At 50.3% G+C, this 23,377-nt stretch carries 22 protein-coding genes; 12 read left to right on the forward strand and 10 right to left on the reverse strand.

Going from position 1 to position 23,377, the window contains the following annotated elements; all coding sequences use genetic code 11:
* Nucleotides 1–3: 3 nt before the first annotated feature.
* From J1836_RS11040 to J1836_RS11055, 4 genes are read right to left on the reverse strand one after another with little or no spacing between them, the layout of a single operon-like run.
* Nucleotides 4–537 (reverse strand): pilus assembly protein PilP, encoded by a 534-nt coding sequence (locus tag J1836_RS11040; protein ID WP_207251138.1) that lies wholly within the window; start codon nucleotides 535–537, stop codon nucleotides 4–6.
* A complete protein-coding gene (locus tag J1836_RS11045) occupies nucleotides 534–1,172 on the reverse strand; it encodes a type IV pilus inner membrane component PilO (protein WP_207251139.1) in 639 nt (212 codons plus the stop codon). Before J1836_RS11045 ends, J1836_RS11040 begins: the two co-directional genes overlap by 4 nt.
* Nucleotides 1,169–1,810 (reverse strand): PilN domain-containing protein, encoded by a 642-nt coding sequence (locus J1836_RS11050; protein WP_207251140.1) that lies wholly within the window; start codon nucleotides 1,808–1,810, stop codon nucleotides 1,169–1,171. The genes J1836_RS11045 and J1836_RS11050 overlap by 4 nt, the downstream gene beginning before the upstream one ends.
* Nucleotides 1,810–2,862, reverse strand: a complete 1,053-nt coding sequence (locus J1836_RS11055) for a pilus assembly protein PilM (protein ID WP_207251141.1) — start codon at nucleotides 2,860–2,862, stop codon at nucleotides 1,810–1,812. The genes J1836_RS11050 and J1836_RS11055 overlap by 1 nt, the downstream gene beginning before the upstream one ends.
* A 246-nt stretch (nucleotides 2,863–3,108) precedes the next feature.
* Here J1836_RS11055 and J1836_RS11060 point away from each other — a divergent pair, with 246 nt between their 5' ends.
* The 6 genes from J1836_RS11060 to J1836_RS11085 all read left to right on the forward strand — a co-directional run bounded on the left by J1836_RS11060 (nucleotide 3,109) and on the right by J1836_RS11085 (nucleotide 11,092).
* Nucleotides 3,109–5,592, forward strand: a complete 2,484-nt coding sequence (locus tag J1836_RS11060) for a penicillin-binding protein 1A (protein ID WP_242632794.1) — start codon at nucleotides 3,109–3,111, stop codon at nucleotides 5,590–5,592.
* Complete coding sequence (locus tag J1836_RS11065) at nucleotides 5,592–6,191, forward strand: hypothetical protein (protein ID WP_207251143.1); 600 nt, start codon at nucleotides 5,592–5,594, stop codon at nucleotides 6,189–6,191. The genes J1836_RS11060 and J1836_RS11065 overlap by 1 nt, the downstream gene beginning before the upstream one ends.
* Before the next feature lie 3 nt (nucleotides 6,192–6,194).
* Nucleotides 6,195–7,322: a DUF4147 domain-containing protein gene (locus tag J1836_RS11070; protein WP_207251144.1), complete on the forward strand. Its 1,128-nt coding sequence runs from the start codon at nucleotides 6,195–6,197 to the stop codon at nucleotides 7,320–7,322.
* Nucleotides 7,319–8,134, forward strand: a complete 816-nt coding sequence (locus tag J1836_RS11075) for a ferritin-like domain-containing protein (RefSeq protein WP_207251145.1) — start codon at nucleotides 7,319–7,321, stop codon at nucleotides 8,132–8,134. The genes J1836_RS11070 and J1836_RS11075 overlap by 4 nt, the downstream gene beginning before the upstream one ends.
* Nucleotides 8,135–8,262: 128 nt before the next feature.
* Nucleotides 8,263–10,041 (forward strand): lytic transglycosylase domain-containing protein, encoded by a 1,779-nt coding sequence (locus J1836_RS11080; RefSeq protein WP_207251146.1) that lies wholly within the window; start codon nucleotides 8,263–8,265, stop codon nucleotides 10,039–10,041.
* A gap of 55 nt (nucleotides 10,042–10,096) precedes the next feature.
* The gene (locus J1836_RS11085; protein ID WP_207251147.1) at nucleotides 10,097–11,092 is read left to right on the forward strand and encodes a hypothetical protein; all 996 of its coding nucleotides are present in this window, start codon (nucleotides 10,097–10,099) and stop codon (nucleotides 11,090–11,092) included.
* Between the two features lie 40 nt (nucleotides 11,093–11,132).
* Here the strand turns inward: J1836_RS11085 and J1836_RS11090 are convergent, their stop codons facing one another.
* The 6 genes from J1836_RS11090 to J1836_RS11115 form a co-directional block, all read right to left on the reverse strand.
* Nucleotides 11,133–12,809, reverse strand: coding sequence for a N,N-dimethylformamidase beta subunit family domain-containing protein (locus tag J1836_RS11090; RefSeq protein ID WP_207251148.1), 1,677 nt, complete (start codon nucleotides 12,807–12,809; stop codon nucleotides 11,133–11,135).
* A 173-nt stretch (nucleotides 12,810–12,982) separates the two neighbouring features.
* Nucleotides 12,983–14,626 carry a N,N-dimethylformamidase beta subunit family domain-containing protein gene (locus J1836_RS11095; RefSeq protein WP_207251149.1) on the reverse strand — a complete coding sequence of 548 codons (1,644 nt, stop codon included), beginning with the start codon at nucleotides 14,624–14,626 and terminating at the stop codon, nucleotides 12,983–12,985.
* Nucleotides 14,627–14,990: 364 nt separating this feature from the next.
* Nucleotides 14,991–15,602 carry an exosortase H-associated membrane protein gene (locus J1836_RS11100; protein ID WP_207251150.1) on the reverse strand — a complete coding sequence of 204 codons (612 nt, stop codon included), beginning with the start codon at nucleotides 15,600–15,602 and terminating at the stop codon, nucleotides 14,991–14,993.
* The gene (gene xrtH, locus J1836_RS11105; RefSeq protein WP_207251151.1) at nucleotides 15,599–16,114 is read right to left on the reverse strand and encodes an exosortase H; all 516 of its coding nucleotides are present in this window, start codon (nucleotides 16,112–16,114) and stop codon (nucleotides 15,599–15,601) included. The genes J1836_RS11100 and xrtH overlap by 4 nt, the downstream gene beginning before the upstream one ends.
* Before the next feature lie 76 nt (nucleotides 16,115–16,190).
* Complete coding sequence (locus J1836_RS11110) at nucleotides 16,191–16,502, reverse strand: hypothetical protein (RefSeq protein ID WP_207251152.1); 312 nt, start codon at nucleotides 16,500–16,502, stop codon at nucleotides 16,191–16,193.
* A 28-nt stretch (nucleotides 16,503–16,530) separates the two neighbouring features.
* Nucleotides 16,531–17,358, reverse strand: coding sequence for a serine/threonine-protein kinase (locus J1836_RS11115; protein WP_207251153.1), 828 nt, complete (start codon nucleotides 17,356–17,358; stop codon nucleotides 16,531–16,533).
* A 216-nt stretch (nucleotides 17,359–17,574) separates the two neighbouring features.
* On the opposite strand from J1836_RS11115, the gene rpsF reads away from it, so the two are divergent.
* The 6 genes from rpsF (at nucleotide 17,575) to J1836_RS11145 (ending at nucleotide 23,345) form a co-directional block, all read left to right on the forward strand.
* Complete coding sequence (gene rpsF / locus J1836_RS11120; protein WP_207251154.1) at nucleotides 17,575–17,964, forward strand: 30S ribosomal protein S6; 390 nt, start codon at nucleotides 17,575–17,577, stop codon at nucleotides 17,962–17,964.
* 23 nt (nucleotides 17,965–17,987) lie between these two features.
* Entirely contained in the window at nucleotides 17,988–18,215 is a 228-nt protein-coding gene (rpsR, locus tag J1836_RS11125) for a 30S ribosomal protein S18 (protein ID WP_028489389.1), read from the forward strand.
* A 12-nt stretch (nucleotides 18,216–18,227) separates the two neighbouring features.
* On the forward strand, nucleotides 18,228–18,674 hold the full coding sequence (gene rplI / locus J1836_RS11130) for a 50S ribosomal protein L9 (RefSeq protein ID WP_207251155.1): 447 nt from the start codon (nucleotides 18,228–18,230) through the stop codon (nucleotides 18,672–18,674).
* A 106-nt stretch (nucleotides 18,675–18,780) separates the two neighbouring features.
* Nucleotides 18,781–21,468: a replicative DNA helicase gene (gene dnaB, locus J1836_RS11135; RefSeq protein WP_207251156.1), complete on the forward strand. Its 2,688-nt coding sequence runs from the start codon at nucleotides 18,781–18,783 to the stop codon at nucleotides 21,466–21,468.
* A gap of 26 nt (nucleotides 21,469–21,494) precedes the next feature.
* Nucleotides 21,495–22,568 (forward strand): alanine racemase, encoded by a 1,074-nt coding sequence (gene alr / locus J1836_RS11140; protein ID WP_207251157.1) that lies wholly within the window; start codon nucleotides 21,495–21,497, stop codon nucleotides 22,566–22,568.
* 93 nt (nucleotides 22,569–22,661) lie between these two features.
* Nucleotides 22,662–23,345 (forward strand): hypothetical protein, encoded by a 684-nt coding sequence (locus J1836_RS11145; protein WP_207251158.1) that lies wholly within the window; start codon nucleotides 22,662–22,664, stop codon nucleotides 23,343–23,345.
* Nucleotides 23,346–23,377 lie beyond the last annotated feature (32 nt).

Here is a 23,377-nt window from a genome sequence, read left to right on the forward strand (position 1 = left end):
GTGTTATTTTTTTTCGTTCTTTAAGTCGGAGAGGGCAATGGCATTTTCCCGTTCTTTGAAACCACCGAAACCATTTTCGACAATTTCTTGCACACTCACTTTCGTTTCTTCCACTTTGTTGATCTTACCGTAGTTTTTACCAAGGTAATTGCCCGCTTTGGCGCGATGCACCGCCCCGTCAGGGATGCGAATCAGCGCCCACAATGCACCGTTTTGGTTAATCGTACCGACCATGCGTAGGCTATCCAAAGGGAAACTTTCCAAAAACTCTGGAATACGGTTTGGGTCGGGCATGATGGTGCTACCCGTTTCGGTCGCTTTATCCGGTGCGAGTATTTTGGAGTCAAACGGATTGAGTTCATGCCCCGGATAAATAAACCGCACATACGGTTTAATTTCGGGGATAGGGTCAATCGGTGTGGCGGGTTTCGCTTTGACCGTTTGCACGAATTGCTCCAAATCACTCATGTCACTGTTACAGGCGCTTAATGAGAGGAATAGGCAGCAACTGGTGGCTATTTTTAGGGTGCGTTTCATCCTTTTTTGCCCTCTTTGCTCGCCACTTTATCGCCGGGTGCGGCGGGTTTGTCGCCAGTACCGTCTTCAATGTAACGGTAGGTTTTCAGGATGGCTTCCATCTGTAAGCGCCCATCATTTTCTTGTGGTTTTAGGTCGATATTGTTGATGGTAACAATACGTGATAACCCTGAAATGTCGCTGACAAACGTCGCGAGTTCACGGTACGAACCTTTGGCAGTAATCTTGATGGGCTTTTCCGCATAGAATTCCATTTGGGCTTCATTTTGCGGTTCAAACAACACCAGCTCTAAGCCGTTCGATAAGCCTTTTTCGGAAATATCGAGGATCAAGCCCGGAATTTCGGTGTCACTGGGTAATTGGCGCAGCAACATGCTGAAGGAGCGTTCCATTTCTTCCAATTGCGTTTTGTATTGGGGCAATTGACTGGCACGCTTTTGCTTGGTTTCGACATCTGTGCGCAAGGTTTGCTCTTTCGCTTCGACCGTTTCTAAGGTAGCAAGCTGATCAACAATAATGAGTTGATACCCCAACAACAGGATGATGATCATGATGGCGGCAATCGCCATGGACTTGATCGACCACGAGACACTACCGGGGTCGTCTGCAAGGTTATTGAGTTCATGCAGATTCATTTGCCAGCCTCCGGTTTTTTGTTGGGCGTGGGGGCTTTGTTCGGTTTACCCGTTGTGGCAGCTTCTTCTGCTTCTTGACCTTGGCGTAATAGTTGGGTCACATCCAGTTTGAAATCACGCAGCAAAATCGTGTCTGTGGCTTCTTTGGCATCCTTCTCGGTCGAAATGATGTTCAGATTGGAGGAACTCAGCCACTGCGACGCATCCAACCGATTCATGTAGCTGGATACGCGGGCGTAGGATTCGGCTTTGCCTTCCAGTTGTACTTTCGTGCCTTCTTGTTTCAGGTGCAGTAAGTACATGCCTTTGGGCATGGCGTTCACCATTTCGTCAAACAAATGCACAATCGCTGGGCGGGTGCTTTGTAAGTCGTCAATGACCTGCATCCGATCCAGCAAGGCTTGGCGCGTCGCATCAAGTGCTTCAATTTCCTTGATTTGCTTATCCAGTTGCGCAATTTCTTGAGTGAGAAAGGCATTGCGTTGGTCTTGGTTTTCAATCGAAGCTTGCACGTATTGCTGTGCGCCAAACACGCCCGCCGCCGCGAGCAGCGCACTGGCACCGGCTAAGCCGAAGAATTGCTTTTTCTTCTCTTCACGGGCTTTTTCCCGCCAAGGGAGGAGGTTAAGACCTGCCATTACTCCAATCCTCGCAGTGACAAGCCCGCCGCAATCAGCAGAGCCTGCATGTCATTGGTGAAGCGCACTGGGCTGACCCGCGAACCCAGTGCCACGCGTGTGAAGGGGTTAATGACCCTGACAGGAATACCGATGGTCGATTGAATTTGCTCATCGACCCCCGGAATACGCGCACAGCCGCCACAAATCAGGATTTGTGCCACGCTGTCTTTTTGGCTGGATGCGTAATAAAACTGAAGAAAACGGTGCAGTTGCCGCACCATATTGTCTTTGAAGGGTTCGAGCACTTCGGACACGTAGTTTTCGGGCAGATTGCCTTCTTTTTTCGCCAAACCTGCTTCCTGCCACGTTAAACCGTAGCGGTGCATGATTTCTTCGGTCAGTTGCCGACCACCAAAACTTTGCTCACGCGAAAAGGTCAGGCGGCTTTGTTCAAACACACTGATGCCGGTCATGGTTGCGCCAAAGTCGACAATGGCGAGGGATTCGTGCTGTTCCAGCTCGTTGGTCAAATGCCGTAGAACTTTTTCCAAGGCGTGGGTTTCGGTATCCACGATGTCCACGGTTAACCCCGCCATTTCCGCTGCCGCCACGCGGACTTCGACGTTTTCTGAGCGCGTAGCGGCGAGCAGGACATCGACCGTTTCGGGCGAATTGGCGGAGGGACCGAGAATTTCAAAGTCGTAATTGACTTCGTTCATCGGGTAGGGAATGTGTTGTTCAGCTTCCATCGACATTTGCGCTTCTAGCTCCGCTTGCGGAATGGAAGCAGGCATGGGAATGATTTTGCTAATCGCCATCGAGGTAGGGATGGCGAGTGCGCAATGTTTCAATTTGGAACGACTGTCCCGCAACGCACGGCGGATGGCTTCACCCACAGGTTCAGGCTCTACGATGTCTTTTTCATTAGCAACCCCCTCAGGCAAGGGTGCGACCGCATAGCTTTCAATGCGGTAGTCACGCCCTTTACGGGTCATCTCCACCAACTTGATGGCGGAAGAGCTGATGTCCAGACCGAGCAGGCTTTCTTTGCGAGGATATATTGAAAACACAGGCACACCGGGGGTTATTGTTATTATTAAACGTTATTCTTCATATCTTTTAATTATTTTCAAGGCAATGGTAGCGTCGAATCTCAAAATAGTCTACTCTGCCCGTCTTGGGTGGCGTGCTTTCAGATAAACGGAGAGCCGTGCGTAAATGAATAAAAGTCCAATGTAGTCATGCGGTTCATCTATAAATTTCTTCAGCTTATTCTAGGTGCTTTTTTCGCGCTTCTAACGTTAGGGGCTTTGGGTTTGTTCGCCCTGTATTCTCACTATGAACCTCAATTACCCGATGAAGCTGAGCTGCGCAAAATTGATATTCAAGTCCCCTTACGTATTTATACTCGCGATGGTGAGTTATTAGCCGAGTACGGTGAGCGCCGCAGCCGTCCGGTATCGCTGAGCGAAGTCCCGAAAAACTTGAAGATGGCCTTTTTGGACATTGAAGACGCGCGTTTCTACCAACATCAAGGGGTTGACTGGAAAGGTGTGGCGCGGGCGATCAGTAGCGCGGTATCCACCGGCTCGACCAATCAAGGTGCAAGCACCATTACCATGCAGTTGGCAAAAAACGTTTTTCTCGATGCTGATAAAACCTTTGAGCGCAAATTCAAGCAGACCCTGCTGGCGATCAAAATGGAGCGTAATCTTGGTAAAGATGAAATCCTTGAGTTGTACTTAAACAAGATTTATCTGGGCAACCGCGCTTACGGAATTGCCTCAGCGGCGGAAACGTATTACGGCAAAACCTTGGGTGAGTTGACGCTTGCGCAATGCGCCATGATTGCCGGTTTGCCGAAAGCCCCATCGCGCTACAACCCCTTAGCGAACCCAGAACGCGCCATGATTCGCCGCAATTACATTCTCAAGCGGATGCTGGAATTGGGGGATATTTCCCAGCTTGATTACCAAACTGCGTTGAATGAACCTAATACGGCAGCCAAGCATAAAACCGAAATTGACGCGAATGCGCCGTATCTGGCTGAAATGGTACGTGCCGACATCGTAAAGCGTTTTGGTGAAGAAAATGCCTACGCACAGGGTTATCATGTCTACACGACCTTGGATAATGAAAAACAAACCGAGGCGGCAGAGTCCCTACGCAAAGCCCTTACAGCGTATGATTTCCGGCATGGCTATCGGGGTGCGGAAGACAAGGTTGATCTTGGCGACTTGAAAACCGAAGATGATATGCGTGACAAACTGTCGACTTATCCGGTGTTTGGTGATTTACACCCCGCGTTGGTATTGAGTGCTGACAGTAATGCCGCTGAATTATTAGTAGGTGAAACTCGCGTAACGCTCGATTTTAATGACGTAAAATGGGCGCGTGAATTCAAAACCGAAGATCGGCGTGGCGCTGCCCCGAAGCGAGTCAGTGACGTGTTGAAAGCGGGCGACATTGTGCGTTTGCGTCAAACCGATAAAGAAAAAAATACGTGGACGCTATCGCAAGTGCCCACCGTAGGCGGGGCATTGGTATCCCTCGATCCCAGTGATGGGGCGGTGCGTGCGGTCATGGGTGGATTCGATTTCTACCATTCCAAGTTTAATCGCGCCACGCAGGCGGTGCGTCAACCCGGTTCTAGTTTTAAACCGATTATCTATGCGGCGGCACTGGCAAAAGGCTTTACGCCCGCTAGTGTGGTTAATGATGCGCCGCTGGAGATTCCGGGCAGTACGTGGAAACCGGAAAACTTCGGGGGCAAGTACATCGGCCCTACCACCTTGCGCGAAGCATTGGCGAAATCCCGTAATTTGGTGTCGATTCGTTTGTTACGCAGCATTGGCATTAACTACGCCATTGATTTTGCGACGCAATTCGGCTTCGCTAAAGAAAATCTGCCTGCCAATCTGACGCTGGCATTAGGCACGGCGATGACCACACCGCTGGAAATGGCAACGGCTTACGCCGCTTTTGCGAACGGTGGTTATAAGATTAACGCCTATTTCATTACGCGTATTGAAGATCGTAACCACAAGGTATTGTTTGAAGAAACCTCGCCGCGCATTTGTGACGATGCTGCTGAGATTTGCACCATCAAAAAACCAACGGATCAAGCAGGCGATAAGCAAGTCACGGGTGAAGCAGGCAAAGCGGGTGCCGATAAACCGGCTGCGCCCGAAAAACCGATTTGGGAAACGCCTGCGGTTGAAAGCCCGAAAGTGGGTGACGCTGGGGTATACCCCGCCGCAAAGCGCATTATGAGTAACCGCACCCACTACCAGATTGTCAGCATGATGCAGGGTGTTACCCAATTTGGCACCGCTGCGCGGGCGGGACGTACCTTAAACCGCAAGGATATTGCGGGTAAAACCGGCACGACCAATGACCAAAAAGATGCGTGGTTTTGTGGTTTTACCCCTGATGTGGTAACAATTGCGTGGGTCGGTTTTGATGACATGGCGAAGCTGGGGGAAGGTGAAACCGCGACCAATGTGGCTTTGCCGATGTGGATTGATTTCATGCACCGTATCCTGAAAGGCGAACCCTCGAAAGAGTGGGAAAGACCTGTGGATCTGAAAGAAGCGGATTTGGGGCTGGAAGTTGAGGAAGATGCCAAGCCTAAAAAGCGTAGTCAGGCGGCGAATACGGCGGATAGCAGTTTCCAATACCAAAATGAACGGGATCTTGCGCCACGTCGCCCCGCTCCTGCTGCCGGACAACAAGCTGCACCGCGCCCTGCACCGCAGCGTACCCCTGAGCGTGTCGAAATTCCTGAGCAGCTTTTCTAATGCGTAACAGTCGTGATGAGCTGCGTTACCAAGTCGCAGAGGAAGCCGCTCGTTTGATTTACGAGGAAGGAATGCGTGATTATCGGTTGGCTAAGTTACGCGCTGCCGATAATCTGGGGGTGCGCTTACAGGGCAGTGCGCAGCCTACCAATGAAGAGGTGGAAGACGCGATCCACCAACGTATCCAATTATTCGACGCGGAAACACAACCCCGCTTACTGCGTCAGCATCGTGAAGTGGCACTTGAAGCGATGGAATTTTTACACGCCTATAAACCTTATTTGACGGGCGCGGCATTGGAGGGGACATCCAGCTCCCATTCCGCTATCACCTTGTATCTGGCGGCGGATAGTGTCGAAGAGGTGATGTTTTTTCTGGATGACCAACATATTCCGTTTCAAACGCATGAACGTTTGACGCGTTTGGGCAGCAAAAAGCAGGAATATTTTCCGTTACTGCGCTTTTATGCGGATGATGTCGAAGTTGAATTGATGGTCTTTCCACACGATGAGCGTTTTGCCGGAGCGCCGATCAGCCCGATTACCGGTAAGGCAATGAAACGGGCGGATCGGAAGAAAGTCGCCGCACTATTAGGTTAAAGCATGACCGATCACCGCACCCAATTATTAGATATGTATGCCGCTGGTTTGGTCGCCGTTGAAGGTGAAATGACGGTGTATCAGGCGCTACAGGCGAAGAGGTTACGCCAGCCTTGCCATGTGGTTGCGCTTGGCAAAGCGGCTGATGCCATGCTGTGGGGGGCATACCGTTACTTACGTGATGCCATGCAAAGCGCCTTGCTGATCACCAAACACCAACATGTTTCCGCCGCCACCCAAGCACTGACGCAGGTGCAAGTCTTGGAAGCGGCACATCCCATCCCGGATGAGTCATCCCTACAAGCCGGTGCAGCGTTAATTAAGTACCTGCAAGCGTTGCCTACCGATGAACCCGTGTTATTCCTCATTTCTGGCGGTACTTCCAGTTTAGTGGAGGTGCTAGAAACAGGTTGGACAGTAGACCGCTTGCAACAAGCGACCTACGCTATGCTGGCGAATGGCGCGGTGATCAGCGAGATTAACGCCATGCGGTGCACGCTCTCATTAATCAAGGGCGGTAAATTGTGGCAATACGTGGGCGAACGTCCTGTAACGTGTTTGTTGATGTCGGATGTGCCGGGTGATGACCCAGCGGTGATTGGTTCAGGCTTGCTATTTCCCGCACCTCGTGAAGATTTTGCGTGGGAAATTGTCGCCAGCAATCGCCAACTATTGGCGGCGCTAGCAGCGACTACTGCGGTGAACGTGATGCCCGAATTTCTCGAAGGTGATGCGGAAGAAGTGGCGCAGCGTTGCGTTGCATACTTACGCAACAGCTTACCCGGGTTGTATGCTTGGGGCGCAGAAACGACTTTGCAACTTCCCCTCAATCCCGGCTACGGTGGGCGCAATCAACATTTGGCGCTAGCGGCAGCGCTGTGCTTGCAGCCAGATGATGACATTTTCCTGCTGGCAGTCGGCACAGATGGAACGGATGGCGTGACCGAAGACACGGGTGCATTAGTCGATAATGGCACGGTGCAACGCGGTAATGCGCAAAACCTTGACGCAGCCGCTTGTTTGCAAGCTGCTGATGCAGGAACATTCCTCGCTGCCAGCGGCGACCTCATCCACACAGGGCCGACGGGTACGAATGTGATGGATGTGATTATTGGCTGGAAAGTGTCATGAAAAACCTTTACGCGGCAACGTATGCTTGCCTGATGCAACCCGATGTAGACCAAAAACTGGCGTGTGCCACGCAATTGTATGCGGATTGGCAGACGGGCAGTTTGGTGAGGGAAACACCAGTGGATTGCCCAGTGCAAGCCATACCGATACCGGGACGCCCTGTTTTGCCGGAACTTGTCCATCCTAAGTTGGTCAAACAACGCAAACTGACCACCCCCGCAGGGCGGCGAGCGTTGTTACACGCAGTTGCACATATCGAATTTAATGCGATTAATTTGGCGTTGGATGCGGTATACCGTTTTCGGGAGATGCCGGATGCGTATTATGGCGATTGGCTACAAGTAGCGGCGGAAGAAGCCTACCATTTCAGCTTATTGCGTGAGCGCTTGCAGGCAGATTTTGCTTGTGTTTACGGTGACTTACCTGCGCATAACGGTTTGTGGGAACAAGCGTGTAAAACGGACTACGACGTATTAGTGCGGATGGCGTTAGTGCCACGCGTGCTGGAGGCGCGAGGTTTGGATGTCACGCCGGGCATGATGCAACGCTTACGTGATGCTGGGGATGAGCCAAGCGTGGCAGTGTTGGAAATCATCTTGCGGGATGAAATTGGGCATGTGCGGATTGGTTCGCGTTGGTTTTGGTATTGCTGTGAGCAACGTGGTTTAGAGCCGGAAGCGACGTTTCGTCAGTTGATAATGGATGTGTTGCATGGGCCGTTACGTGGGCCGTTCTATACCGAAGCACGTTTACAGGCAGGGTTTAGTGCAGCGGAGCTAGAACAGTTGCAGGAAATGGAAAAGACGGGTTAGTGGCTGACCGTTTATCGGGTTAAATAGCCGTAAATTAAATGGTCGCAAGCATTTCTTGGTATTTTCCGGCAGAATCCGCTGTATTGGCCTACAGTAAAGGTTGGGCTATTCAATGAGTGTCTACTATCATGAAAAAAATGTATAAAGCACTGCTGTCAGCGTTGTTGGCAGGTAGTTTTATCAGTATGTCGTGCGCCGCTTACGCAGCCGATGCTCCCAGTTGTCTGAGTGTCAGCGCTAAAACTCTCAATAAACGCGCTGAATCCTATAAAGCGGACATACAAACAGCAGCACAACGTTACGCGATTAGTCCTGCACTCATTAAGGCCGTGATGGCGACGGAAAGTTGCTTCAACCCCGTGCTTGTTTCCTCTGAAGGGCGCATTGGTTTAATGCAGCTCACCCCCACGACTGCCAAGCGTTTCGGCGCGTTGGATATGCTCAACCCTGCCGCGAATATTGATGCAGGCGCACGCTACCTGAGTTATTTGTCGAAGCGCTACGAAGGCAGTTTAGCTGAAGTATTAGCGGCGTATGTGAGTGACAGCGGCAGTTTGTGGCAAGACGCACCACGCCCGACACCTGTTGGTGAGATTCGCGAACCAGTGAATCAGCTTCTCAGCACCTTACTCAAGTTAGACAATAACAAAAAAGCCAACCGCCAAGCGCAAGCCTTGCTAAAACGTTGGGGCGTGGCGGACGATGAATTCCAGATGGCGTTACGTTCATTGCCTGATCCCGCGAGTAAAGCGACCAAAGCGTGGTTTAAGGAACGCTTAGCGCATGTGCATTATGCGCGTACTCCAGAGGCACGCGGGTGTGGCGGTTTCAGTGCTAAAGCCTTGCAAATCAAAGCCGACCCTTACGAAGCGATTATTCAAAAGGCAGCTAAGCGTTATGGGGTTGATCCCGCCTTGGTGAAGTCGGTGATTGCTTCCGAAAGTTGTTACCGCGAAATGGTGGTGTCTTACATGGGGGCATCCGGCTTGATGCAGCTTATGCCAGAAACTGCTGCTGAACTGGGTGTGCTGGATATTTTTGACCCCGAAGAGAATATCAACGGTGGCACGCGTTACCTGAGTTGGCTGCTGAAACGTTACAACGGCAGTTTTACTCATGCTATCGCTGCCTACAATGCAGGGGTGGGCAGGATTGCACCGAATGAGCCTGTGACCATCGCCTTTACGGAAACACGCGGGTATATCCGTAACGTATTGACGCATCTGACCCGCTTTGAAAAGGGTAAACAGGCAAGCACCAATGCGCAGTTTTTGCTGGCGAACTGGGAACAAACCGATTTGGAATATCAAGCGGCATTGCGTGGTGAAACCCTTGACGTTGCTGAGCCGGAGGCGACATTGCCATCGGTTGATGGCACACAGTCATTATTACCCGTCGTAGACCCCAATCAGCCGCAAGTGACATTGGCGTTATTGCGTACTGAAAAAGTTTCTCTGGAATCTGCTCAGGCCGATGTCCAGCCAAATACACCCTTGCAGGCGGCGATTGATGACGGCATTGTGCGGGTCAAGCGGGTTAGTGTAACGTCAGCAGATACGGGCAAGATCATGCCTATTTCTGTCGAGCCTGCGGTGATGGCAGAATCCACGGCTACCATACAGACGTTACCTACATTGCCGACACTACCCGCTGAACCTGTTGTCGACAACGCGTTACCCAGTTGTAATGCCTTGCCACAGTCCTTGTTGGAGCAGACGGAGGAACGTGGCAGTGGGCGTTACGGTGCGTTTTTCTACCTTGCACAAGCGGGTGATACAGCAGAATTGGTGGCGGGCAAGTTAGGGCTTGATCTGCAAGAGATGGTGCGTATTGGGAATCTTCCGGTAGGTGGTATACTCGCGGCGGGTCAGTCGGTGAAAGTTGCCGAGTGTGCGCGGAGTTTATAGGTCAGTAGGTGTGAAATTCTCAGTGTATTTCGTCATGTTTTGCTAGAATGCACTGATGGAAGAATCTCTATCATTTGTTGTCACGTTAGAAGGTGGTGCGCCTTCTGTACAGCTTGTTGTACTGGAAGGTTATAGTCACCCCGACCGTATTATGGAAATCCCGTTTGGATTACTGGATTTCCGTGCGCTTGTGCGTAGCGCTCAAGCGACCGGCGATTATTGGATTGTGAATACCACGCCAGATTTGCCTGAATTTCAAGTGGAATCGGCGATCTTTGTACGTCATCACGACGGCAAAATTTTCTGGGACATCGTATACGAACACTACGAGCCTTTTCTGGATATTGAATTGGCTGAGGATGAAGACGACGAGCCGCCCGAAGAGTTTGATGAAAATGTCATTACGCTGAGTTTCGACCCGTTTCAGTACGTGAGTGCGTTGTACCAGTTCTGCCAGCTTTATCCACAGCTTAAACCGATTACGTTCTTGCCCAAGTCGGCAGATGAACATTTGCGGCTGGAACAGTTTTTACCACAGTTGCATATTCTGTGGCGACGGCACGGTGAAGAACACGGCTCGGTTAGCTCGGATGGTTTGTTAATCAGCGAGATGGATGCTTTTGCTAAACATGCCGAAGAGCAGTGGACGGATGAAGTACTCCGCGCCTTGCTGGAAATGCGTTTCGGGAAAATTCTTGGCAATATTGACGAGTATTTGAACTCGCTTCCCAGCGATGTCTTGGCTAAGTTAGAAGCGGATAGCGCAAGTATCGAGCAGGCACTTAATGAGCGTTGGGAAAAACTGGTCAATTCCTTGACCGAAGAAGAAGCGGAAGCGCTCGAAAACGATCAAAGCCAAAGCAAGTTCCCGAATAGTCTGAAATTACGTCTGATGCGCGAGTTTCTGGCGGGCAATCCTTCGGTATTGTTGGGGCACGCGCATGTCGCAGGCAAAAACAGTGATACGCCCGACAAAGTGATCAGTTTGGAATCGTGGAAAAAAGATAAGGATTCGGGTGCAGCTCAGCACAATGCGACACCCGATGAATAAGCAAACTGCCCGTTAGTGGGCAATTGCTCTGATTAGGTATTTACCGTTTACGTGCTTGGTAGCCGCAAACAGCGACTACACCTAGTAGCAAGGCTGTAAGCGGGAAGCTACCGCCACCACCACTAGTGCTTTGTACTACGCTCGACGTTGGTTCGTTGGATACACCGCCTGAGTTTGTTGTGTTCCCCGCAGTGCTGGGGTTACTACCGTCTGTATTGGTTTGCCCACGGTTTTTTAAACGGTCGATGACGTTTTTGGTAATCCTCCCTACTTGTGAATCGTTTAAGCCTTCCGCCCAATCAATCGTAGGGGCAACAAAGACTGTGCCACTATTGGCACTGGGTTGGAAAATACCTAGTGTTCCCCAGCCGCGTCCGGCATGGTTGTTATACACAACACCGGGAACAAGCGAGGGAGAGTTAACGGCAAACGCAGGCGTTGTTGCCAAAATCTGGAAGTTTTGTGGCGTACTGTCTTCACCCGTCACCGTGGGTTTGCCGCCATTCATATTGAATAATGCCCCATCGACTTCATAACCAGCAATCGGGTAACTGTTGATACCATCACCGCGTCCGAAAACGTTGCCATTGCCTAAGCCTGTGCCAGCAAAGACCCAATGGGTTGCATCGGCAACTTTAAAACCGCCATTAGAACCATCATCGCCAGAACCATTTTTTACGTAATATTGCACACCCGCTTCGGTGTAGTTCGCGTAGCCACCGTGTTTAAAACTCACGCCAGTTGAGAGGTTTTCTGGGCGATTAACGGGATCTTTAAACCAGTTGGTGGTCACACGACTATTATCGCGCCCGTAATACGGGTCGCTATTGGCGTTTTTATAGCAAATCATGTGCTTATTGTCATCGCTAAAGCGCACTTGCCACCACATGGTATTGCCACTGAAAATGGCGGCATTGCCACCGGCTGACAGATAGCTGTCCCAGTTGTCGCGCATTTCTTTCGACCAATATTCATTGTGTCCAACTAATAGCACTAAATTGTAGTGACTTAATAAGGAGGGATCACGGTGCAGATCCATCATGGAGGCGGCTTCGTAAGCGATGCCTTGCTGATCTAGCCATGTAACGAAATTACGGTGCTCGACCCATTGGCCTCGCCCAGTGGGACGTTCCATCGACACTTGCGAACTAGCTTGACCATTGGTGGAATTGAATCCATACATGGATTTGCCGCCAATCGGCGAGTAAGCGAGCTTGGTGGGCAAACTGTCGAGTACCAACACTTTGGAGTGACTGCCCGGTTGTGCGGATTTAATGGCAACAAATTCTGAGTAACTGCCGCGTCCATTATTGAAGCTGAGTTCGTAAAAACCACTAGTCCAATGGGTGGGAATGCTTATATTGAAAGCAGAACCCCAGTTCAAACCGTCATGGCTATTCGTGGCGGGGTTGTGATTGCCTGCGCCGCTCAACGAAACCGTTTGCAAATTAGGATTGGCATTGCCTGCACGGCGCATATGCACATCAAAATTCGAGGTGGTGCTAGCTACATGAACCTTGAGTTGCCCGCCTGTTTGCACGCTGCCTGCTTCGAGGTAGCCGCAGATTTCGGTGAATACGTCGCCATTTTTGAAGTCACAGGATACCGCCATCGCGCTTTGTGACAGCATGATGCCGAGGAATCCAACCACTCCTGCTAGCCCGGTCGATAATGTGCGGGAAGTGGGCTGGATACGCGTGAGTAATACATTAGCCATATAGTCTTCTCCAGAACTGATCATCATAAGTCAGTTCTTTGTCGATTTGTGATCATAAGCTGGATTATTTTAGTGCAGTTTCATGGATTTGCATTAACTTAAATCATTGTTGTTTATTAATATGATCTTATTGTTTGATTGTTGTTTAATTAATCATTAATTTTATCAAATGGTTAATGTTTGCGCTTGCGCAGGGTTAGACCAAAAATAGCCATTAAACCGAGTAATAGTGTCGTCACGGAGAGGCTGCCACCGCCACCGTTGTTCTGCAAGATAACTTGAGGGGAGGCGCTGACGACGACTCCAGCATTGCCGTTAACACTGCTAGGCGGTGTACTGGTGTTGGTTGTTGTTGGGGAAGAATGGTGTGGTGTGCGCGTTTTTAATTCATTGATTACGTTTCGAGTGATTTGCGCAACGGCTGCTTCGCGTAAGCCTTCTGCCCAGTCAATGGTGGGGGCAACGAACACGCTACCACTGGTATCGGAAGGTTTGAAGATACCCAATGTGCCCCAGCCTTGCCCATTATGATTGTTGCTGACGACTCCCGGAATGCCTGACGGTGAGTTGATGGCGTAAGTGGGGGAGGTCGCTAAAATCTGGAAATTAGTGGGCGTGCCATCTGCGCCGGTAGCAACGGGTTTGCCGTTGACCATCTGGAATAATGCGCCATCCACTTCGTAACCCACGATACTGTTGTCGCGCCCAAACACGCTGCCATTGGCTAGTCCTGTGCCTGCAAAGATCCAGTGGGAAGCATCCGCCACTGTGAAGCCACCGTTAGCGCCGTCATCGTTGCGCCCATTTTTAACGTAATACTGTACACCATTTTCGGTGTAATCATGGTAGCCGCCGTGGCGGAAACTGACCCCGATGGACTGATTTTCAGGGCGATTCAGCGGTTGGCTGAACCAATTGACGGTAACGCGGCTGTTATCAACGCCATACAGCGGGTCAGCGGCGGCATTTTTGTAGCAAATCATTTGTTTGGTGTCAGGGCTGAAGCGTACTTGCCACCACATGGTATTGCCGCTGAGAATCGCGGCATTGCCGCCGTTGGCAAGGTAGCTATCCCAGTTGTCGCGCATTTCTTTTGACCAGTATTCGTTATGCCCGACGATCACGACCAAGTTGTAGTGATTCAATAGGGTAGGGTCGCGGTGCACATCCATCATGGAGGCAGCTTCATACGCGATGCCTTCACGGTCGAGCCAACCGACCAGTTCGCGATGTTCTGTCCACTGCCCGCGTCCGCTGGGGCGTTCCATTGATACTTCAGGTGCGGCTTGTCCATTGCTGGAATTGTAGCCGTACATGGATTTGCCCCCGATAGGTGAGTAAGCAATTTTGGTTGGCAGGCTATCCAGCACCAGTATTTTGGAATGTGTGCCCGGTTGTGCGGCTTTAATCGCCACGAATTCGGGATAACTCCCGCGTTGATTATTCAGAGTGACTTCGTAAATGCCGCTCGTCCAGGTTGCTGGAATATCGACGGCGTAAGCTGTACCCCAGTTCAATTGGGTGTGGCTGGTTGCACTATGATTTCCTGCACCTGTAAACGTTGTGCTCAGTAAGTTGTTGTTATCATTGCCTGCCCGTCTGATGTTTACGTTGAAGTTGGGGGTGGTGCTGGAAACATGCAGATTCATCTTGCCGCCCGTTGCCACTGTGCCTGCTTCGAGGTAGCCGCAAATCTCTGTAAAGTTATCCCCGTTTTGAAAGTTACAGGAAACCGCCCATGAACTGGGTGACAGTGCCAAGGCAAGTAAACTGAGGGTGATGGCGAGTGGTGTCGATGAATACTGTTGTTTTGTCATGACTAGATACTTCTGCATTCAGATAAAATTAATTTATCTATTAAATAATTATTTTGAGCAGAAGACATGCATAAGCAGACGAACAGGGATAATTCGGGGATGGAGTGGTGCGTGTTTAGAGAGAAAACGGTGACAAATCATTCATGGTCAAAATGACATTTAAGATGATCAGTGCGGTCATAATCGCCATAGCGACGTACAGGTTTTTGATTGAGCGTTCCATTGTTGTAATCCTAATAGTTAACGTGCGTAATCGCGCGGAGTAGACCTGATTCTAGCGTAATGCTCAAGGCAAAATGTTGCTGTGCACACTGGGGTTTTCCCTAATAAATCCAATGTTTGTGCAGGTTTTCAATCTGCTGAGTCAGCGTTTTAGGGTGTGTTCTAGGTGTGGGGCAAGCTGGGTTAGAAAGTCGCGGTGCAAGGCTACCCAGATGACTAACGGGGCGATCATTGGCAATAAGAGTGTGCCCATTTGATACCCCAGTGCGAGCATATCGGCATGGGTTTGGGTCATGCCTTGTTGGGTTTGGAAAGCGATGCCGACTTCAAACGTTAGTGTTTTGAGCACACTGAAGGTCATGCTGAATACTTCGGTGGGTAACAGCAGCAGCAATCCCCAGAAAAGGTTGCTACCTTTTTGCTTGCTTGGTGTGGCTAGGATCAAAGCAGCTAACAGCGGCAAGCTGTAGCTGTAAATCAACGGATTTAGGTGAAAACCCAACACATCATCGCCAACCGGCGGAGACACGATAGCGCCACTGGCATCGTGTCCGAAATTGGATGCCAACACCAAGGTATGCCCATCTAAGCGCAACCACAGGAGCGCATCCGGCACGAGCCATGCCAGCAATTTACCCGTGAGTAGTGTAATCGGGGCAAGGTGGAACGCGGCGGAGATGTACCAGACAAAAAACGTCAGCGGAAAAAAAATCAGCACGCCCAACATAAAACGGTGCAAGGGTTTAGGGGTCATGCGATTGCCTCCGTCATGGAGGATGGTGGTGTGGTTTGCCCCGGTAAGTAACGAATCCAAATCAGAAATACGACCAAGGCATCCAGCATGATCAAAGCTTGCCAGATGTACAGATGCGCCCAATCAAACAGTTCTTGACTCCATTGCCCCAAGTAAAACAGGCTGATAATGCGCAATAAGTTCATGCCTTGAATAGCGATGAATCCCCAGGCTAGACCCGTTAATTTATACAGAAAGGGCGCTGGGAAGGCGATAATCGCAGCGAGCAGCACAATCATGGCTTCCACACCATTGCAGCCGGGTTCGATGGAGACGGCAAAGCCGTTCAGGGTACTGCGCACCACTTTACCTGCGGTGGCAACGTTGGGGTCAAACGCAGACATGAGCCAACCGCTGACATCCGCAATCAGGCTTGTCCACGGGAGAATAATGGCAGTTTGTATCGGTTGTAGCATTTCCACCCCGAACAACACGCCTTGTACTAACAGGAAGAACAGAAGAAAACGTAACATAGACCACTTTAATTTTAATTTTTTATGATTTGATTATTTTATAGGATAATGCAGGTGGAAGGTAGCCCAATCAACCTTATACTTGGCGAATTTTCGTGAGACTCACGGTCGATACTTTTACGCACGTACCACAGCGTCGTTTGATGGCACAGTCACTTTTCATGATGCAGTGACCAATCCAGAACAAAATCACGCCACACACAATGCACACTGAAAAAAACATCCAGTTGATTTCCTGATGGCGTTGGAACTGAAGGAGTGCGCCTATAAAGCCAATTCCGAGGAGTAAGGATAAAGCAATCCATTTGGCCACTCGCATAAAGTGGAACACCAGCGAGGGCTGGCATTCTATCTGTTGGGTATGGATGCATTGTGTTTTTCGTTTCATACACTGGGGTCTCCCGGTATCTAACCCATTAACGTTGCTGTATTTCCTGCAACAATCGTACCACTACGTCGGTAGACTGTAGCCTGTTTTCAGGAAACTTTGCCAGTAACCCGTTAAGGAGTGGCTGATAGACATTTAGGGCAGGTGGTAAGTGGGGAATGGGGGCAATCGCATGTTTTTTCAAGAGTTCTGCTAAAGAAGTGGATTCGTAAGGTTTGTGACCGACCAGTAACTCATACAGTATTACCCCTAGGGCATAAAGATCAGCGCGTTCATCGGGTGGGTCGCCGATAATGCGTTCTGGGCTAACATAATAGGGTGTGCAGTAAATTTCATCGGCACGCATGAAGCCTGCTGCGACCAGTAGGCGCGTTTCCAAACCGAAATCCAGTAAAGCTAATGAGTTATCGCCACGCACCAGTATATTGGCCGTTTTCAAGTCTTGATGCAGTAAACCAATGTCATGAATCTCGCCTAACGCCAAGGCAATATCTTTAAACCATTGCAAGGCTTGCGCCAGCGGTAGGCGTGGCATCAACGCAAGGTAACGCCGTAACGTATCACCCGGCACGTATTCCATGATCATATACAGTGCACCTGCGCTTAAACCGGCATCAATGGGGTGCACCAACCCCCGATGATCTAACAAACCTAACGCCCAGCTTTCCATTAAGAATTCGTCGACGAGGTGCTTGGCGAGCTTGCTGGCATCGAACTTAAAGCGCTTGATCACCACCGGCTGTCCGCTAGGGGCATTTGCCAACACAATAATGGCATTCTCGCTTTCATGAAGCACTTGCAGCCACTGGTAGCCCGCTAATGCTATCGGGTAGCGTGTTAGTGCTGGGTGGTTCACAAAGGTGTTCCTGTGGTAGTGATCATTGGCCCGGTCATTCCTTATTTTCTAGTGCTTGCTCTAAGCAGTAGTGTAGGACATGGATGGTAGCTATCCAACTTAAATTGACAATGCACCCCAACTCACGGATAATCCCGCGCTTTTCTATGGGCTTATGCCCTTGGAATCCTTGCCTCACCGTTAGTGGGAGGCTGTTTAACCCGAAAGGAAACCGTCATGAGACATTATGAAATTGTCTTTCTGGTCCACCCGGATCAGAGCGAACAAGTACCTGCGATGGTAGAACGCTACCGTGGTATGGTGCAAGAAAGCGGTGGTGCAATCCACCGTTTGGAAGATTGGGGTCGCCGTCAATTGGCTTACCCAATCAACAAGCTGCATAAAGCACACTACGTGCTGATGAATATCGAATGCGGCGCGGAAACACTGGCTGAACTGGAAAGCATTTTCCGCTTCAACGACGCGGTTATCCGTAACGTCACCATGCGTATGGACGCTGCGGTCACTGAACCATCCCCACTGCGGAAAGATGGCGAAGCGAAACCGGCACGTCGTATGCGTGAAGAAGTCCAGTCCGATGATGATGATTCATCTGACGACGAATAATGACGCTTATCTGGAGATAAAATATGTCACGTCAATTCCGCCGCAAAAAATACTGCCGTTTCACGGCTGAAAAGATCACCGAGATCGACTACAAAGATCTCGACATCCTGAAGAGCTTTATTACCGAAACCGGTAAAATCGTACCTAGCCGCATTACGGGTACTAAAGCGATTTATCAGCGTCAACTGGCTACCGCTATCAAGCGTGCGCGTTTCCTCGCGTTGCTGCCATACACTGATCAGCACAAGTAAAAGGTGAGTACGATGCAAGTCATTCTTCTGAAAAAAGTGGAAAACCTCGGCGCGTTAGGCAACATCGTGTCAGTACGTCCTGGTTATGCCCGCAACTTCCTGATCCCGCAAGGCAAAGCACAAATGGCGACTAAAGCCAATATGGCAGCCTTTGAAGTTCGTCGCGCTGAATTAGAAGCCGAAGCCGAAGCGATTCTGGCGTCTGCGCAATCACGTCGCGACCAACTGGCTGAAATGGTACTGACCATCAAAGGCAAAGCGGGTAACGAAGGCAAACTGTTCGGTTCTGTATCCAACATTGAAATTGCGGAAGCGATTCAAGCAGCGGGTATCAACATTGAACGTCGCGAAATCCGTATGCCGGATGGTGCTATCCGCCATTTGGGTGAGTTTGAAATCGGCCTGCACTTGCACGCTGAAGTCGATACCACCATCAAGGTTGTTGTTGAATCAGAATAATTTCTGATTTAACAATGCCTTGTGCAAAATGCCCCGTAATGCTTGATCGTGTTGTGGGGCATTTTTAGTTCTAACGCTTGCCGTCGATTTTCGTTAAACTGCGTGCATGGCAGACTCATACGAATCACTCAAAATTCCTCCCCATTCCATCGAAGCCGAACAATCTGTTCTGGGCGGCTTATTGCTGAGTGGGTTAGCAAACGACAATACAGCATGGGATACTATCGCTGACAAAGTGGTGGAAGAGGACTTCTACCGACAAGATCATCGCCTGATTTTCCGCGCCATTGCCGATCTGGTCGAAGACAGCAAGCCGCTGGATTTGGTGACGGTATCCGAATGGCTGAAACAGCGTAATGAGCTGGAAAATGCGGGTGGCTTTGCTTACCTCGCAACGATGGCGAAAGACACCCCTAGTGCGGCGAATATTAAGGCGTATGCCGAAATCGTGCGTGAAAAATCGGTGTTACGTCAGTTGATCACGGTGGGAACGGGTATTGCGGATTCCGCTTTCACGGCGCAAGGTCGTCCCAGCAAAGCGTTGTTGGATGAGGCGGAGCAGAAAGTTTTCAAGATTGCCGAGCAGGGTGGTAAGCAAGGGCAAGTCTTCAAGTCGCTGAAAAATCTTCTAAAAGTCTCGCTAGCGCATATTGAGGAATTGAGTAAGCTCGATAGTAATATTACGGGCGTTTCCACGGGGTATGCGCAGCTTGATGAAATGACATCGGGTTTGCAGAAAGGCGATTTGATCATCGTGGCTGGCAGACCGTCGATGGGAAAGTGCATTGTGGCGGGCAGTCGGGTATTAGATCCAACCACAGGGCGATTGGTGTTGATTGATGATCTGGTTACGCGTCAACAAGGATCACTGGCGACGCTGGATGCACAATTTCGTTTACAAGTGACTCAGCCATCACAATTTGTCGATGATGGTATGAAGCCTGTTTTCCGCGTGCGCACGGCATTAGGGCGTGAAATTACCACGACGGCGAGCCATCCTTTCCTGACTCTGCAAGGCTGGAAAAAATTGGCAGAGTTAGCGGTAGGTCAATGCATTGGCGTACCGCGTGTCTTACCGTTTTTTGGTCAAGGCGCATTGTCTGAGCAACGGACAAAGCTGATTGCGTATTTCTTAACGGATGGTGGTTTGACGCAAACCTGCCCGCAATTCACCAATATTAATCCACGCATTCGGGATGATTTTACGGCGGCATTACGAGATTTTCCGGGTGTTAGTTGGCGCTTGGAAGACAGTAAAGGCACACGTACACCGTCAGTGCGCGTGATGACCGATAGTGAGTTTCTGCAAGTATCTCGCCAAGATTTTGCGCATCGTCTCAAACAGCGTTTAACGGAGTTATCCCTGAGTCTCACGGGTCTGGCGCGTCAATTGGGCGTTGCTGTGGCAACCGTACATTATTGGACGGTGGGCAAAGCCGTACCTGCTGGTGATATGTTGGGTATTTTGTGTCGAGAGCTGCAACTTGAACCACAAGTATTGATGCCACATGGCACGGCAGCGACGACCCGTTCAGCGCCGAGTCCTGTTACAGAATGGCTGCAAGCCTTGGGTTTGATGGGTAAAAGTGCGCACGGTAAGCGTGTTCCTGATGCCGTATTTGAGTTACCCCGCGCATTAATGGCGACGTTTTTGAATCGTGCTTTTGCCTGTGATGGCAGTGTTTACGTGCAGAATGGGGATCAAGTTGGCATTTCCTACAGTACGGTGAGTAAACCGTTAGCGCGAGATATGCAGCACTTACTGCTGCGCTTCGGCATCTTAGCGAAGCTGCGCGAGCGTCAAATTCAATACCGTGGTGAATATCGCCCCGCTTATGAGTTGCGCATTACGCATCAGCAGCATGTGCGCTATTTCCTCGAAACCATCGGTGTACATGGTAAAGAAGAGGCTGTGCAACAGGCACTAGCGGTAAGTCAACGTAAATTCCCCAATGCTGATTTGGTCAGTGGTGATGTGTATTGGGATGAGATTGAATCCATCGAGTGTTTGGGAGAGCAACAAGTCTATGATTTGAGCGTGCCGGAAACACACAATTTTGTTGCCGAAGATGTTTTGGTGCATAACACTACTTTTTCGATGAATATCGCCGAATACGCCGCTGCCCACAAAAAATTGCCAACCGCTATTTTCAGTATGGAGATGCCCGCTGAGCAGTTAACGTTGCGGATGTTGTCGTCGATGGGGCGAGTTGATCAGCACCGTATTCGTACCGGTAAACTGACGGACGAAGATTGGCCGCGTATTGCCACGGCGGTCAAAATTTTTAGCGATGTTCCGATGTTCATTGATGACAGCCCTGCGTTGTCGCCCACTGAGGTACGGGCGCGGGCGCGGCGTTTAATGCGGGAACACGGGCAGCTCGGTTTAATCGTGCTTGACTACTTGCAGCTCATGCAAACGGGGAGTGCTACCGATAACCGTACTGCGGAAATTTCTGAAATTTCCCGCTCGCTGAAATCCTTAGCCAAAGAGTTGAGTGTGCCTGTGATAGCTTTGTCGCAGCTCAACCGTAGTCTGGAACAGCGCCCCAATAAACGCCCAATTATGTCGGATTTACGTGAATCGGGTGCGATAGAGCAAGATGCTGATTTAATTATCTTTATTTACCGCGATGAAGTCTATAACCCAGAATCTCCCGACAAAGGTACAGCAGAAATCATCATCGCCAAACAACGGAATGGCCCAATTGGCAGCGTGCGCTTAACGTTCCTTGGTAAATACACGCGTTTCGAGAACTTTACCCCTGACATTTATACCCCAGGATTTGAATAATTATTGTAAACCGTTACACTGCCAGCATGAAACGATCTGCCCGCGCCATTATTGATTCCAGTGCCTTGCGGCATAACCTTGCTCGCTGCCGTGAGGTTGCGCCTAATAGTTTGGCAATGGCAGTGATTAAAGCCGATGCCTATGGGCATAACATGCTCAAAACGGCAGAAACGCTCAGTCATGCCAACGGTTTTGCGGTGTCTTGCCTTCAGGAAGCCATCGAGTTACGCCAAGCCCGTTTCATCCACCCCATTCTGGTCTTGCAGGGTTTCAATACTATGCAGGGGATGAAAGCGGCGGCGGAACATCGCTTGCGGGTGGTGTTACACGATTTATCCCAGCTTGAGCTATTGGACAGTGCGGCGGCGGCGATCAAATTGGATGTGGCGCTGAAACTGGATACCGGAATGCACCGCCTCGGTTTTCCGGTGGAACAAGCGCCGCACCTGTTCGAGCGCCTCAGCAAACACCCCAATGTTAAACCCACGCCGTGGCTCATGACCCACATGGCGTGTGCCGATGAATTGGATAGCCCACAAACCCCGTTGCAATTGGAACGCTTCACCAAATACACGGCGAGCTTACCAGCACCGCGCAGTATTGGTAATTCCGCGAGTATCCTTGGCTGGCCGCAAACGCATGTGAACTGGGTGCGCCCCGGTATTATGTTGTACGGTTCATCACCGTTTGCCAATGGCGATGCCAAACGTGACGGATTGCGGCCAGTGATGAGTGTGGTAGCACCGCTGATTGCTGTGCACACTATTCCTAAAGGTGAATCCATCGGTTACGGCGCAAGTTGGACATGCCCAGAGGATACCCGTACCGGGGTGGTTGCTATTGGATACGCCGACGGCTATCCACGTCATGCCCCAACGGGTACGCCTATTTGGATCAATGGCAAGCTGACCCGCATTCTTGGGCGTGTATCGATGGATATGATTGTGATCGACCTGACCGCGATTGAAGCACGCGCCGGGGATCAAGTGGAATTATGGGGAAAAAACCTCTCGGTGGATCAGGTGGCGCAAGCCGCCGGTACAATTAGCTACGAACTACTCTGCAATGCAGGCAATCTGTGTAAGCATGAATATATTTGATGAAATAAATAATTCATGGGTGCTGATAATCCGATAAGAATTTGCTATCCTATTTATTGTTCAAATAAATCTGAATCATGGATGGGCTTAAACATGGCAACAATAAGATATGCTATTCAAGGTGGTCGACGCGAGCAAATGAAGCGTGAGCTTATTGGTTTGGTGATCGGCACAACACTCTTAATGGCAGGTATGGCTTTCCTCTTTTCGCAAACACTGGTCGCTGACAATTCGAGCAGTGATGCCGCAGTAACGGCAGCAGTTGCAACACCGCCTGTCGCCGCCAAAGCGGATATTCCGGCACTTGCTGCTCTTGATGTTGCAAGCAATAATGCAACCGTTAATCCTGTGAATGCACCAGCTCCAGTAGTGGTTAGTACACCTGCCGCGGTTCTTACACCACCCGAACCCGCAGTGACTCCACCAGCAGTGCTCCCGACTTCTCCAGCCGTTGAAGCTGTCGCAACAGTGGAAACACCTAAAGCTGATGAAACGACCAGCGGTACAACAGGTTGGATTTACGGTGGACAATTTGCTAACGGTAAATGGTTAGAACAGGGGCTGAAAATCGGCGCTGAATTACCGGTGGCGGGAAATAAGTACCCACTAAGCTGGGGCGCAACCGTGCGTGAACACCCCCCCGGCAAACGCAGTGAAGGCGGCGGCAAGCTCGGTAAAACGCTCGGTAATCTGGCGACGGGGCACGAAGTTGAAATCGTTCAAGTCAAAAAATCCGGTAGTAAAGGTCACGTCTGGTTGGAAATCAAATACCAATGAATCCCCCCGATTAAGATGGTGCTAGACTAGCA

The organism is Thiothrix fructosivorans (genome assembly GCF_017349355.1).
GTDB classification, from domain to species: Bacteria; Pseudomonadota; Gammaproteobacteria; order Thiotrichales; family Thiotrichaceae; genus Thiothrix; species Thiothrix fructosivorans.